Annotated in this window: 13 protein-coding genes and 1 tRNA gene; 8 read left to right on the top strand and 6 right to left on the bottom strand. The window is 66.5% G+C overall.

All coding sequences use genetic code 11. From position 1 onward, the window contains the following. Positions 1-82: 82 nt before the first annotated feature. Positions 83-1,138, bottom strand: coding sequence for a tyrosine-type recombinase/integrase (locus tag ABLE43_RS13720; RefSeq protein WP_348978995.1), 1,056 nt, complete (start codon positions 1,136-1,138; stop codon positions 83-85). A 154-nt stretch (positions 1,139-1,292) separates the two neighbouring features. Then, positions 1,293-1,380 (bottom strand) — tRNA-Ser (locus tag ABLE43_RS13715). Between the two features lie 138 nt (positions 1,381-1,518). On the opposite strand from ABLE43_RS13715, the gene hspQ reads away from it, so the two are divergent. Then, entirely contained in the window at positions 1,519-1,884 is a 366-nt protein-coding gene (gene hspQ, locus ABLE43_RS13710) for a heat shock protein HspQ (RefSeq protein WP_348979000.1), read from the top strand. Between the two features lie 36 nt (positions 1,885-1,920). Here hspQ and ABLE43_RS13705 read toward each other — a convergent pair whose 3' ends face one another. Continuing rightward, entirely contained in the window at positions 1,921-4,491 is a 2,571-nt protein-coding gene (locus ABLE43_RS13705; protein ID WP_348978994.1) for a TonB-dependent receptor plug domain-containing protein, read from the bottom strand. A gap of 257 nt (positions 4,492-4,748) precedes the next feature. Between ABLE43_RS13705 and rplU the strand changes: the two genes are divergently transcribed. The 3 genes from rplU (at position 4,749) to ABLE43_RS13690 (ending at position 6,077) form a co-directional block, all read left to right on the top strand. After that, positions 4,749-5,075 carry a 50S ribosomal protein L21 gene (rplU, locus tag ABLE43_RS13700; RefSeq protein ID WP_348978993.1) on the top strand — a complete coding sequence of 109 codons (327 nt, stop codon included), beginning with the start codon at positions 4,749-4,751 and terminating at the stop codon, positions 5,073-5,075. Positions 5,076-5,110: 35 nt separating this feature from the next. Then, positions 5,111-5,380 (top strand): 50S ribosomal protein L27, encoded by a 270-nt coding sequence (rpmA, locus tag ABLE43_RS13695; protein ID WP_348978992.1) that lies wholly within the window; start codon positions 5,111-5,113, stop codon positions 5,378-5,380. Between the two features lie 154 nt (positions 5,381-5,534). Beyond that, positions 5,535-6,077: a GNAT family N-acetyltransferase gene (locus tag ABLE43_RS13690; protein WP_348978991.1), complete on the top strand. Its 543-nt coding sequence runs from the start codon at positions 5,535-5,537 to the stop codon at positions 6,075-6,077. Between the two features lie 205 nt (positions 6,078-6,282). On the opposite strand, the gene ABLE43_RS13685 is transcribed toward ABLE43_RS13690, so the two are convergent. Together ABLE43_RS13685 and acnA are read right to left on the bottom strand one after the other, a co-directional pair. Then, complete coding sequence (locus ABLE43_RS13685) at positions 6,283-6,480, bottom strand: hypothetical protein (RefSeq protein WP_348978990.1); 198 nt, start codon at positions 6,478-6,480, stop codon at positions 6,283-6,285. Between the two features lie 96 nt (positions 6,481-6,576). Continuing rightward, the gene (gene acnA, locus ABLE43_RS13680) at positions 6,577-9,252 is read right to left on the bottom strand and encodes an aconitate hydratase AcnA (protein WP_348978989.1); all 2,676 of its coding nucleotides are present in this window, start codon (positions 9,250-9,252) and stop codon (positions 6,577-6,579) included. 296 nt (positions 9,253-9,548) lie between these two features. On the opposite strand from acnA, the gene ABLE43_RS13675 reads away from it, so the two are divergent. The 4 genes from ABLE43_RS13675 to ABLE43_RS13660 all read left to right on the top strand — a co-directional run bounded on the left by ABLE43_RS13675 (position 9,549) and on the right by ABLE43_RS13660 (position 11,505). Next, on the top strand, positions 9,549-9,944 hold the full coding sequence (locus ABLE43_RS13675; RefSeq protein ID WP_348978988.1) for a hypothetical protein: 396 nt from the start codon (positions 9,549-9,551) through the stop codon (positions 9,942-9,944). Beyond that, positions 9,937-10,278, top strand: coding sequence for a hypothetical protein (locus tag ABLE43_RS13670; protein ID WP_348978987.1), 342 nt, complete (start codon positions 9,937-9,939; stop codon positions 10,276-10,278). The genes ABLE43_RS13675 and ABLE43_RS13670 overlap by 8 nt, the downstream gene beginning before the upstream one ends. Then, positions 10,275-10,676 carry a type II toxin-antitoxin system VapC family toxin gene (locus ABLE43_RS13665; RefSeq protein ID WP_348978986.1) on the top strand — a complete coding sequence of 134 codons (402 nt, stop codon included), beginning with the start codon at positions 10,275-10,277 and terminating at the stop codon, positions 10,674-10,676. The genes ABLE43_RS13670 and ABLE43_RS13665 overlap by 4 nt, the downstream gene beginning before the upstream one ends. A gap of 196 nt (positions 10,677-10,872) precedes the next feature. Continuing rightward, positions 10,873-11,505 carry a 5'-methylthioadenosine/S-adenosylhomocysteine nucleosidase gene (locus ABLE43_RS13660; protein ID WP_348978985.1) on the top strand — a complete coding sequence of 211 codons (633 nt, stop codon included), beginning with the start codon at positions 10,873-10,875 and terminating at the stop codon, positions 11,503-11,505. 91 nt (positions 11,506-11,596) lie between these two features. Here ABLE43_RS13660 and ABLE43_RS13655 read toward each other — a convergent pair whose 3' ends face one another. After that, positions 11,597-12,676, bottom strand: coding sequence for a lactonase family protein (locus ABLE43_RS13655; RefSeq protein WP_348978984.1), 1,080 nt, complete (start codon positions 12,674-12,676; stop codon positions 11,597-11,599). Between the last annotated feature and the right edge of the window lie 2 nt (positions 12,677-12,678).

The following is a 12,678-nucleotide window of genomic DNA, read 5'->3' as shown; positions in this document are numbered from 1 at the left end:
TACGAGCGCTCGTACGACCAGTCTCAGAACCGAAAACTTCCCGCACCGCCCGCGCCCTCGTCAAAGACGATAAGCATCCCGGCTACGGCCAAACGGGCAAGGCGGCCCTCAGGCCACGCTTACAATAATCCGTCTGCTCCGCGACCCAGTCCCGGAATGCCGACCGAAACCCGTGCACCGTCACCGCGAGGTCCATATCTCGAAGGATCTTAAGGAGCGTCATATCCGAAAGCGGCTTTTTCACGTTCTGGCCGGGAAAGACCAACTCGCTAGCGCCAACCTTGAACGTCTTGGCTCGCTCGAACACCGCCACTGCTTCAGGCGCGAGGGGCACGACATGCATTCGCCCCATCTTCATCCGCTCGGCGGGGATCGTCCACAACGCTGCTTCCAGATCGAGTTCCGACCAAGTCGCGCCCCGAATTTCGCCCGACCGCGCCGCCGTCAGGATAAGCGCTTCCAGCGCGATGCGGCCCACCGATTCCCGCTCGCCTAGCTTATCGAGGAAGTTCGGCACGGATGCATAAGGCAGGGCCGCGAAATGGTTATCCTTTTTGGGCTGACGAGGCAGCCCCTTGGAAAGCGACCGCATCGGCGCTTCGGTCGCGCGGAACCCGCGTGCGTAGGACCAGTCGAGAACGGTGCCGATACGTTGCCGCACACGACGCGCCGTTTCCGGCTTCGTCAGCCAGATCGTAGCCAACACGTCCCGGATCAGGGGGCCTTCGATTTCGCTGACCAAGCGGTCGCCCATCTTGGGGAAGGCGTAGGTCTTCAGCGTCGATATCCACTGATCCTGATGCTTGCCGTTCTTCCAGGCCTTCTGGTGTTCCTCGTGGACCATCTCGGCGGCCTTGCGGAACGTCGGAATGACCTGCCGCTCCTGCTTCCGCTCGGCGACAGGGTCGATGCCCTGTGCGATCTTCTGGCGTGTTAGGAACGCGGCCTCTCTGGCATCCCTGAGCGAAACCGCTTTGAGTGATCCCAGCCCGATATCCTGGCGTTTTCCCTTATTCTGGATTCGAAGAACCCAGCTGGCTGCCCCTTTGCCGTTGATTTCGAGAAACAGGCCGTCCCCGTCCGAATAGCGTCCGGGCTCGATCAGCGATCGGATCTTGAGCGCAGTGAGCTTTCCCATGCCACCTCACCTCAATTCTTCCCCACACTTCCCCCCACACTTCGCGTGAGATTGTGTCGGATCGAGTGAAACGCAGCGGAACCGAAAAACCGCTGATTTCCGGGCTTTTATAGCAGTTTTCAGGGATTATTGACAGCCGCACAGGGGGCATAAGTGGCGGAGAGGGTGGGATTCGAACCCACGGTACGTTGCCGCACAACGGTTTTCGAGACCGCCCCAATCGACCACTCTGGCACCTCTCCGCAGAGGTTTCGCTTCGTGCCGCAGGTCAGCGCGGCACGGTGGTCAGCGAGGTGGGCCGGTTAGCCCAAGGTTTCGGGACTTGCAAGCGCCTCCTTGCTGCAATCGTACCGGCACCCTAAATATTTTCCATGAAGGCCATGCACGCCCGCCCCCTCGACCTCGGCACGCCGTTGCCGCCGGTCGCCCATGCCCGTTTCTCGATCGGCGAGGTGGTGCGCCACCGCATGTTCGATTTCCGCGGCGTGATCTTCGACATCGATCCGGTCTTCGCCAACAGCGACGAATGGTATGAATCGATCCCGGCGGACGCCCGCCCGCGCAAGGACCAGCCCTTCTACCACCTGCTCGCCGAGAACGGCGAGGCGTCGTACGTCGCCTATGTCAGCCAGCAGAACCTGATCGCCGACGACAGCGAGGAGCCGGTCGATCATCCCGCGATCACCGGGCTGTTCGATGCGTACAGCGACGGGCGTTACCGCCTGCGCCGCGAACATCGCCATTGAGGCGGCGGGCGGGATCGCACCCCGCCCGCCCGCGCATCAGAACTTCACGCCGGCGCGCGCATAGAGATAGCGCCCGTTGAACCCGAACGGCGAGAAGCTGCTGTACGGGATGAAATAGTTGTTGATCGCCGCCGCGCCGAGGATCGGGTTGCGCGTCGGATAGACGTCGAACAGGTTGTTCGCGCCGATCGCCAGCTCGAACTGCCCCGGCGTCGCGCGGATTTCGAGGTCGGTCAGCCACTTGGGCGTCAGCAGCACGTCGGTCGCCACCGCACCGCCCGGCGACAGCGTGTTGCCGAAGCGGTTGGTGCGCGCGGTCAGCCCGAAGATCCCCTGCGACCAGTCGGCGCCGAGGTTGATCTTGGAGCGCGGCTGCCCCTGCGTCAGGCGCAGCGATTCCTGCCGCCCGAACAGCGTCACGCCGGGGATCGCCGACAGCGTCGACCGGTCGGTGATGTCGGTCTGGTTGTAGTTGTAGCCCGCGGTCAGCGTGACGCTGCCGATGCCGAGGTCGGGCACGCGGTAGGTACCGACCACTTCCACGCCCTGCGTCCGGGTGTCGATGCCGTTGATGAAGAACCGCGCCGAGGTGATGTCGCGGATGCCCGCCGCGCGCAGCACCGCGACCACCGCCGTACCCTGCAGATTCTCCGACAGGATGACGCGGTCGTCGATCTTGATGTTGTAATAGTCGGCGGTCAGCGTCAGCCCGCGGAACGGGGTCAGCGTGATGCCGCCGCCGATATTGAGCGACTTTTCCGCCTCGAGCTGGCGCGAACCGAGCGCGCGGGCGACCGGATCGTTGACCCGGAAGGTGCCGATCTCGACCAGCGTGCCGCCGATGTTCTGCGTCGCGAACGACGAGAAATACTGCTGCGCAAGGCTCGGCGCGCGGAAGCCGGTGGAGATCGACCCGCGCAGCGCGATCCAGTCGGTGGGCGCGAGGCGCGCGGCGACCTTGCCGTTCAGCGTGTCGCCGAAGTCGGTGTAATGCTCGAACCGCCCGGCGGCGACCACGTTGAACGCATCGCTGAACTTGCCGTCCAGCTCGACATAGCCCGCCACGCTGTCGCGCGAGGCGTCGACGACGCTGTTGGGCGAGAAGCCGGGGAAGCCCTGCGACCCCGCCGCCGCGCCGTTGGTGAAGGCGAACGGCCCGGCGGCATAGCTTTGCAGCTCGCCCGCGACGATCTTGTAATTCTCGTTGCGGTACTCGGCGCCCAGCGCCAGCGACAGGTCGGACACGAACCCGACCGACAGGTCGCGTTGCAGGTCGAGGTTCACCGTCTGCTGGCCGAAGCGGGTGCCGCCCGCCTTGAACGCGCGCTGCGACTGCGGGCCGTAGCTGGCGTTATAGCTGTTCTCGATCCGGAAATCGAAGGCGTTGGTGCCGTAGACGTAGGACAGGTCGTAGCTGAACCCGCCCAGGTCGCCCTTCACGCCGACCGCGCCTGCGAAATCCTCCATCTGGCTGGTGATGAGCGGCAGGAAGCCGTCGGCGTAGAAGGGCGTGCAGACCGTGCCGGTGAAGGTGCAGTCGCGCAGGTCCTGGATGTTGCTGTTGCTGTCGCGGCCCGATGCCCGGCGATAGAAGGCCGCGCTCTCGCCGTCGCGGATGCCGTAGCTGCCGAAGACGTAGAGTTCGGACGACGCGCCCAGATCGACGCCGCCGTTCAGGAAGAAGTTGAAGTCGGTCGTCTTGGCGTCACCATAGCGGTGGTTGACCCGGTCGAAGGTGAATTCGCGCGAATCGACGGTGCCGTCGGCCTGGAGCGGATAGTTGCGGCGCGGATCGAAGCCCGCGCGGTTGGTCGGTTCGCGGTCGCGATATTCGCCGGTGAGGTTCAGATAGCCGCTTTCGCCGACCGGCAGCCCCATGTTGGCGGCGAAGGTGACGGTGCGCCCGTCGCGCACCTCGCGGTCCTTGCCCGTCTCGTTCAGCACATAGGTGCCGTCGGCGCGGACCTGCGGCTGGCCGTTCGCCTGCGTCGCGATGCCCGATACCTGCCCGACGCCTTCCATCTGCGAGACGTACTTGCCGTAGGTCATCGTCGCGCGCCCGCCCTCGCGGCGCTTCAGCTGCACGTTGATGACGCCCGCGATCGCGTCCGAACCGTATTGCGACGACGCGCCGTCGCGCAGCACGTCGATCCGCTCGATCGCGAGGCTGGGGATGGTGTTGAGATCGACCGCCGACGACCCGCGCCCGACCGAACCGTTGGCGTTGAGCAGCGAGGTGGTGTGGCGGCGCTTGCCGTTGACCAGCACCAGCGTCTGGTCGGGCGACAGGCCGCGCAGCGTCGCCGGGCGCACCACGTCGGTACCGTCGGTGATCGAGGGCTGCGGGAAGTTGAACGAGGGCACGAGCTGGTTGAGCAGCTTGTTCGTCTCGGTATAGCCCGCGTTGACCAGCGCATCGCCGGTGATGACGTCGACCGGCACCGGGCTTTCGGCGACGGTGCGGTTCTGCGCGCGGGTGCCGACGACGACGACTTCCTGCCCCGCGTCCACTTCTTCCGGCGGCGGCGGCGGCGCAACCTGCGCGACGGCGGGCATGATGACGAGCGCGCTGGACAGCAGCGACGCGGCGAACGAGGCGTGGCGCATGATTATCTCCCCCTGCCCGGCCTTTCCGGGTCCGATAGTGCGCTCCCACGGTTCGGCAGGACAGAAAGGAACACAAGGCGGTGCCGACATGAGTCGCGCGATTGTCGCCGCGCTGTTGCGGCGCTGCAACATGCGATCCTGTCCGCGAATCGGTGTTCGGCATTGACAGCGACGGGCGGTTTACGTAGGCAGGCCGCTACTTGCCGCGTGGGGTATCTTCACGCGGACATATTGCATTTGGGAAAGAAGCAAGGGCCATGTTCGCAATCGTGCGCACGGGCGGCAAGCAGTATCGCGTTGCCGCAGGAGACAAGATCGTCGTCGAGAAGCTCGACGGCGAAGCTGGCAGCAGCGTGACGCTCGGCGACGTGCTCCTTGCCGGTGACGGCGCCGACCTGAAGTCGGTCGAAGGGCTGACCGTATCCGCCGAGATCGTCGCACAGGCGAAGGGCGAGAAGGTCATCGTCTTCAAGAAGCGCCGCCGCCACAACTATCGTCGTCGCAACGGCCACCGCCAGCAGCACACGATCCTGAAGATCACCGCGATCGGCGACCACCGCGCCGACGACAGCGCCGCCGCCTGAACCGCGCCCGCGCAACGTACACAGGAGTTTGATCCATGGCACATAAAAAAGCAGGCGGTTCGTCGCGCAACGGTCGTGATTCGGCCGGCCGTCGCCTTGGCGTGAAGAAGTTCGGCGGTCAGGAAGTGATCGCGGGCAACATCATCGTGCGCCAGCGCGGCACGAAATTCTATCCGGGCACCAACGTCGGCATGGGCAAGGACCATACGCTGTTCGCGCTCGTCGACGGTCGCGTGTCGTTCAAGGAAGGCAAGCTCGGCCGTAAGTTCGCGCAGGTGGAACAGTACGCCGAAGCCGCCGAATAACGGGTGACCGACCGGGTTGCCCACCAGGGTGACCCGGGTTCCTGCATCAGGAACCAGCCAACAAGAGGGAGGCGGGACACCCCGGCTCCCTTTTTTCATATGCTCTCTCCGGCCCCTGCCCGCCCCACGGGGTGCGGCGCATTGGAGAGAGACGATGTTCGCCCGTACCGAACGCCTGACGCTGCGCCCCGGCTGGATCGAGGACGCGCCCGCACTTGCCGCCGCGATCGGCCATGAGGCGGTCGTGCGCAACCTGTCGCGCGTGCCATGGCCCTATGGTCTGGCCGATGCCGAGGCGTTCATCGCGCGGTGTTTCGGCGACGGCGGCCCGTGCTTCCTGATCTTCGCGCATGACCACGGGCGCTGCGACCTCATCGGTGGGATCGGCATCGGCCCGCTGGAGGACCAGCCGCACATGCTCGGCTATTGGCTGACGCCTGCCGCGTGGGGCCGGGGCTATGCGGTCGAGGCCGGGCGCGCCGTGCTCGACATCGCCGCGACGCTCGGGATCGGACGGGTGACGGCGGGCCATTATGTCGACAATCCGGCGTCGGGCACGGTGCTGCGGCGGCTGGGCTTTGCCGCCACCGGCACGCGCAGTTCGATCCTGTCGCTCGGGCGTGGCGGACGGGTCGAGACGATCGACTATGCCCTCGACCTGCCGTGCCGGCGCGTCGAGCGGCGGCAGGCGGCGTGAGCGCGACGGAACGCCGCCGCCTTCCCGCCGGTTGAGGCCGGAGCGGCGCTGCTGCCGCTACCCGGAGGAAAGGCCAAGGCGATGATCGACCCCGAAACGCCAAACGAAGCGCAGGACATGGAAGAGGCGCAGGAAGAAGCCGCCGAGGAACGCGAGGAAGAAGGCGGCTATCAATGACGTGCCGGGACCGGCGTCCGCGCCGGTCCTACCCCTCGATCAGGTCGAGATACGCCACCACGTCGTTCGCGGTCTGGAGATACAGGCCCGTCTGCACCGCCTCCGGCTCGCGTGCCGCCGCTGCCAGTGCCTCGGCCAGCGTGCCGTAGAGGATCGTCGTCGCGATCCCGCCCTCGTCGTCGAGGTGATAGAGGCGGACCGCCGCATCGTCGGAAACCGTGCGCATCGCCGATCTGCCTGGCCGCTCCCCCCTTCCCCTGCAACGAAAAAAGGCCGCGTCCCGCATGGGACGCGGCCTTTCCCTGTCGTTGCAACCCGTCGCTTACGCGGCCAGCTTGCGCAGCACGTACTGGAGGATGCCGCCGTTCAGGAAATATTCCAGCTCGTTGACGGTATCGATCCGGCACCTGGTCAGGAACGTCTCGGTCGTGCCGTCGGCGCGGACCATGATGACTTCCACGTCCTGGCGCGGGCGCAGGTCGGCGACGCCCTGGATGGTGAAGGTCTCGTCGCCGGTCAGGCCGAGCGTCTGGCGGGTCACGCCGTCCGCGAACTGGAGCGGCAGCACGCCCATGCCGACGAGGTTCGAGCGGTGGATGCGCTCGAAGCTCTCGGTGATGACCGCGCGGACGCCGAGCAGGTTGGTGCCCTTCGCCGCCCAGTCGCGCGACGATCCGGTGCCATATTCCTTGCCCGCGATCACGACCAGCGGGGTGCCGTCGGCCTTGTGGCGCATCGCGACGTCATAGATCGGCAGCACCTCGCCCTCGTAGCGGCTCATGCCGCCCTCGACGCCGGGGACCATCTCGTTCTTGATGCGGATGTTGGCGAAGGTGCCGCGGACCATCACATTGTCGTTGCCGCGGCGCGCCCCGTAGCTGTTGAAGTCGGCGCGCGAAACCTGCCGCTCCATCAACCACTTGCCTGCCGGGCTGTCCGCCTTGATGCTTCCTGCGGGCGAGATGTGGTCGGTGGTGATCGAGTCGCCGAGGATCGCCAGCGGCTTCGCCTCGATGATGTCGGCGATCGGGTTCGGGGTCATCGTCAGCCCGTCGAAATAGGGCGGATTGGCGATGTAGGTGCTCGACGTCGGCCAGTTGTAGGTGTCCGACCCTTCGACCGAAATGCCCGCCCAGTGCCTGTCGCCCGCATACACGTTGCCGTAGCGCGAACGGAACATGCCGTCGTCGATGTTGGCGGCCATCAGGTCGGCGACCTCTTCGTTCGAGGGCCAGATGTCCTTGAGATACACGTCCGAACCGTCCGAGCCCTGGCCGATCGGGGTCGAGACCATGTCCTCGGTCACGGTGCCCTTCAGCGCATAGGCCACGACCAGCGGCGGGCTGGCGAGGAAGTTGGCGCGGACATCGGCCGACACGCGGCCCTCGAAGTTGCGGTTGCCCGACAGGACCGAGGCGGCGACGATGTCGTTGCCGTTGATCGCCGCCGAGATCGGCGCCGCGAGCGGCCCCGAGTTGCCGATGCAGGTGGTGCAGCCGTAGCCGACGAGGTTGAAGCCGACCGCGTTCAGATCCTCGGTCAGGCCCGCCTTGTCGAGATAGTCGGTGACGACCTGGCTACCGGGCGCGAGCGAGGTTTTGACCCACGGCTTGGGGCGAAGGCCCTTTTCGCGGGCCTTGCGCGCGACGAGCCCTGCGGCGACCAGCACCGACGGGTTCGAGGTGTTGGTGCAACTGGTGATCGCCGCGATCACCACGTCGCCGTCGCCGATGTCATGGCCTTCGCCGTCGACCGCGACGCGCTTCGGCGCGTCCTTCTTGTACACCTTGGTCAGGTCGGCGTTGAACACGTCGTCGACGCTGGGCAGCTCGACGCGGTCCTGCGGACGCTTCGGCCCGGCGAGCGAGGGCACGACGGTCGACATGTCGAGTTCGAGCGTGTCGGTGAAGATGGGGTCGGCGGCGTCGTCATAGCGCCAGAAGCCGTTGGCCTTGGCATAGGCTTCGGTCAGCGCGATGACGTCGTCGGGACGCGCGGTCAGGCGCATGTAATCGATCGTCTTGTCGTCGACCGGGAAGAAGCCGCAGGTCGCGCCATATTCGGGGGCCATGTTGGCGATGGTCGCGCGGTCGGCGAGCGTCATCGACGACAGGCCGGGGCCGTAGAATTCGACGAAGCGGCCGACCACGCCCTTGGCACGCAGCATCTGGGTGACGGTCAGCACGAGGTCGGTGGCGGTGATGCCTTCCTGCAACTTGCCGGTCAGCTTGAAGCCGACGACCTCGGGGATCAGCATCGACACCGGCTGGCCGAGCATCGCCGCCTCCGCCTCGATGCCGCCGACGCCCCAGCCGAGTACGCCGAGGCCGTTGACCATCGTGGTGTGGCTGTCGGTGCCGACCAGCGTGTCCGGATAGGCGATGGTGCCGGTGCCGTCGGTCGCTTCCGACGACCAGACCGCCTGCGCGACATATTCGAGGTTCACCTGATGGCAGATGCCGGTGCCCGGCGGCACGACCGAGAAGTTGTCGAGCGCCTTGGAGCCCCACTTCAGGAACTCATAGCGTTCGATGTTGCGCTGATATTCCAGCTCGACATTCTGTTCGGCGGCCTTGGGCGTGCCGAATTCGTCGACCATGACCGAGTGGTCGATCACGAGATGGACGGGCACCTGCGGGTTGATCTTGGCCGCATCGCCGCCGAGGCCGGTGATCGCATCGCGCATCGCCGCCAGATCGACCACGCAGGGCACGCCGGTGAAATCCTGCATCAGCACGCGCGCCGGGCGATACTGGATCTCGCGGTCGCTGCGCGCGTCCTTCTGCCAGTCGACGATCGCCTGCGCATCCTCGCCGGTCACGGTCACGCCGTCCTCGAAGCGGAGCATATTCTCCAGCAGCACCTTCATCGAGAAGGGCAGCCGCGACACGTCGCCGAGCTTCGCCGCGGCCTTCGCCAGCGAATAGTAAGAATAGGTCTTGCCGCCGACATCGAGCGTGTCGCGGGTACCGAGCGTGTCCTGGCCGATAGCGGTCATGCGGGTCCTTCCCATGGGTGACGCGGGCGGGCACGGGCACCGCCGGTTCGGGAGGAGTGCCCATGGGCGCGCCGCGCTCGCGAATGCGTAGCTGACGCGCGGGCCTTAGCAATGTGGGCGGTTCGGGGGAAGTGGGTGAATCCGGCTGCGGGCATGGAAATCACGACGATATTGCAGCATAAATGCTTTCGATTTGCAATAGCGATATCGGCGATGCCGGTTTGCTTGCTGCAATTTCTTGCTGGCGGCACCATATGGGAATAGCGATACGGCATCGGCATGGAGGCTGGGAAACAATGGGCGACGCCAACGAGCAGGCAACCGATGCCGAAAAATATCGGCCGGTCGAGCGTGGCGGGGCGTTCCAGCATCTCTTTGCAGATACCGCCGTCGTCGAACCGATCCATGACATGGTTTCGATCAGCTTCCTGCTGGAAAGCATCCGCACGACCTCGGTGGTATGGGAGGCAAAGGAGGATCGGCCCGACCGTGTAGGTCGCAGCCGGGTATTCGAGGAACTTGCATCGGTTCGTATGTCGAGGGATGCCGCCAATGCGCTGGCGCTCGATATCCTAGTGGAATTGGGTGCTTTCGTGACAAGTACCGACGTTCTGGAAAAGAACTTCGCCATCGTACGCGCATCCGTCGAGGAAAGACTGAACAGCGGCGGGGCGGAGGAAGTCGGTGACTGAACCCTGCGTCGACGTTCGTCGGTCATATGCGACGGATGTTTTCAAACCGGGCGCTGCCATGCTGCGGTTCCATCCGATGGACCGGTTCAGCGATGACGGGAACATCGTTGATCTGCCGGACTATCGGTCGAGGGCGTCTCGCCGATATGTAAAGCTCGGCGAGCGGCCGTCCGTTCGTATGCAGGTGGCGGAGCAGGTCATCCCCGACACCCCCGTTACCGAGGGCAGCAAACCCCATGGGCCGCGCATCGGATTCCTGAAGGGGCGGATCAGCGTCCCCGACGATTTCGATACGATCGGCCAGGCGGAGATCGAGGCGATGTTCGGGGGGTGACGCCGGTATTGCTCGATACCCATTTGCTGCTGTGGGCGGCGGAGGGATCGGCGGCATTGCCGGAACCGGTTCGCCTGCTGCTCGACGATCCGGCGCAGACCATCCTGTTCAGCGCCGTCAGCATCTGGGAAGTCGCGATCAAACGTCGGTTGGAACAAGCCACCTTCACGGTCGAACCCGATCTCCTGCACACGGGACTGCTGCAATCCGGCTACACCGAACTACGGATCAACAGTCGTCATGCGACCGGGGTCCGTCGGCTGGAATTGATCCATAAGGACCCCTTCGACCGGTTGTTGGTCGCACAGGCCATGGTCGACCGCCTTACCCTCATCACGTCCGACGAGAAGGTCGCGCAATATTCGTCGGACATCCGCTTTCACCCCCGCGAAGGGTAATCGCGCTCCGCGACACGCACCGCTTTCCTCCACCAGTTGTCGCAGGCGGTGAGCGAGACGGAATGCGGGCGCGATACTACCGGAGAACCCGCTGGCACTGAAGCGGCGGCGCGAGGCGGATGCCGCGCGGGCGCAGGCGGCCTTGCCTGTCCCGCCGCCCGCAGGCACGGAGGGCGGCTGGGCAAGGGGAACGACGATGCAGGTGACGACGATCGGCGGGCGGCGGGTGCTGTTCGTGATGGCCACTACCCACGAATATCGCGCCTGTCTCAGGGCGCGGTTCGTGCCGGTGATGACCGGCGTCGGCCCGATCGAGGCGGCGGTGGGCACGACGCTGGCGCTGGGCGAACTGGCGGCGGCGGGCGCGCTGCCCGATCTGGTCGTGTCGATCGGGTCGGCGGGGTCGCGCACGCTGCCGCTGGGATCGGTATGGCAGGTGGCGAGCGTGTCGTGGCGGGACATGGACGCGACGCGGATCGGGGTGGCGAAGGGGGTGACGCCCTTTGCCGATCATGCTGCCGAGATACCGCTGGCGACGCCGCTCGACTGGCCTGCCGCGCGGCTGTCGACGGGGGCGAACATCGTCGGCGGCGACGACTATGCCGCGATCGATGCCGACATGGTGGACATGGAGACGTTCGCGGTGCTGCGGGCGTGCCAGCGCTTCGGGGTGCCGCTGATGGGCCTGCGCGGGATATCGGACGGGCCGGGCGAGCTGGATGCGATCGGCGGGTGGACCGCGATGCTGGGCGTGCTGGACGCGGCGCTGGCGGCGGTGGTGGACCGGATGGGGCAGGTTTCCCACAGATGCCGTTCGTCCCGAGCATAGTCGAGGGACGTGCCGCAGGCGGTGCGCAGGGTGTCGCGACTGCGCTCGACACGAACGGTTCGCGACGGCGACCGATGCCGACCGCCCATTCCTATGCCCGGTCGAGGAACACCACGCCCGGGATCGCCAGTGTCTCAGAGGTAGCGGTCAGCCGCCCGTCGCCGCCGATGCGGAACACCGCGACATTGCCGCTGCGTTCGTTGGCGACGAGCAGCAGGCCCGCCTCCTCCAGCAGCAGGAAGAAGCGCGGCCAGTGGCCGCCGCACGCGATGTGCTGCGCGAGGGTCGGCGTGCCATCGCTGCCGAGGGTGAAGACCGCGATGCTGTCATGCCCCCGGTTGGAGGCATAGAGCGTGCGCCCGGCCCGGTCGATCGCGAGATGCGCGGCGGCGGATGCGCCGGTGTAGCCGGGCGGCAGCAGCGACTGCGTGGTGCGGGTGGCGAAGCTGCCGTCGCGCTTCGTGTCGAGCGTGACCAGCGTATTGGCCAGTTCGGTGACGACATAGGCTACGGGCAGGCGCGGATGGCGGGCGAGGTGGCGCGGGCCGGACCCGGCGGGGGCGCGCCATGCGAGGCGGGGCTGCGACAGCTGCGCGCCCCTCACCTCATAGGCGAACACCGCGTCCGCGCCGAGATCGACGCTGTGCAGCATGGCGCCGTCGGCCGTGAAGCCGACCCAATGCGCGTGCGGCCCGTTCTGCCGCGCCTTGTCCGGACCGGTGCCCGCCTGTTGCCGGACGACCGGGGCGCCGGGGATGCCGTTCCGGTCCAGCGGATAGAGCGCGACGCTTCCCGACGAATAATTGGCGACGGCGAGCATCCGTCCCTGCCGGTCGATCGCGACATGGCAGGGATCGTCGCCGCCGCTCGACCGATCGGCAAGCACGCCGCCCGCGCCGTCGGTGGCGAGCAGGCGGCCCTTGGGCGATTCATGGACGAAATAGGCCTTGCCCCCGCGCGAGACGCCGAACGACAGGTCGGTCAGCTTCGCGATCGGATCGGCGACGTGCCACCCGGTGGCGGTGGGCTCGACCGGGTAGACCCCCGCCCCGCCCCGCGCGGCATAGGTGCCCGCGACCAGCGCCGGGCGGCGGCGCCCGGCGGTGGCGGGGAGCGTGGCGAGGGTGGCGGCGGCACCCAGCCCGGCGAGGAGGTCGCGTCGTGTCGTCATGC

The organism is Sphingomonas silueang (genome assembly GCF_040049155.1).
Classification (GTDB): Bacteria; Pseudomonadota; Alphaproteobacteria; order Sphingomonadales; family Sphingomonadaceae; genus Sphingomonas; species Sphingomonas silueang.
Note: the sequence above shows the minus strand (reverse complement) of the source record. Positions and strands in the feature narration are given on the sequence as shown.

Coding starts and splice junctions, on each gene's coding strand:
- rpmA (WP_348978992.1), top strand. CDS start 5,111: ATGGCACATAAAAAAGCAGGCGGTTCGTCGCGCAACGGTCGTGATTCG.
- ABLE43_RS13655 (WP_348978984.1), bottom strand. CDS start 12,676: ATGACGACACGACGCGACCTCCTCGCCGGGCTGGGTGCCGCCGCCACC.
- ABLE43_RS13675 (WP_348978988.1), top strand. CDS start 9,549: ATGGGCGACGCCAACGAGCAGGCAACCGATGCCGAAAAATATCGGCCG.
- ABLE43_RS13720 (WP_348978995.1), bottom strand. CDS start 1,138: ATGGGAAAGCTCACTGCGCTCAAGATCCGATCGCTGATCGAGCCCGGA.
- ABLE43_RS13690 (WP_348978991.1), top strand. CDS start 5,535: ATGTTCGCCCGTACCGAACGCCTGACGCTGCGCCCCGGCTGGATCGAG.
- ABLE43_RS13705 (WP_348978994.1), bottom strand. CDS start 4,491: ATGCGCCACGCCTCGTTCGCCGCGTCGCTGCTGTCCAGCGCGCTCGTC.
- rplU (WP_348978993.1), top strand. CDS start 4,749: ATGTTCGCAATCGTGCGCACGGGCGGCAAGCAGTATCGCGTTGCCGCA.
- acnA (WP_348978989.1), bottom strand. CDS start 9,252: ATGACCGCTATCGGCCAGGACACGCTCGGTACCCGCGACACGCTCGAT.
- ABLE43_RS13685 (WP_348978990.1), bottom strand. CDS start 6,480: ATGCGCACGGTTTCCGACGATGCGGCGGTCCGCCTCTATCACCTCGAC.
- hspQ (WP_348979000.1), top strand. CDS start 1,519: ATGCACGCCCGCCCCCTCGACCTCGGCACGCCGTTGCCGCCGGTCGCC.
- ABLE43_RS13660 (WP_348978985.1), top strand. CDS start 10,873: ATGCAGGTGACGACGATCGGCGGGCGGCGGGTGCTGTTCGTGATGGCC.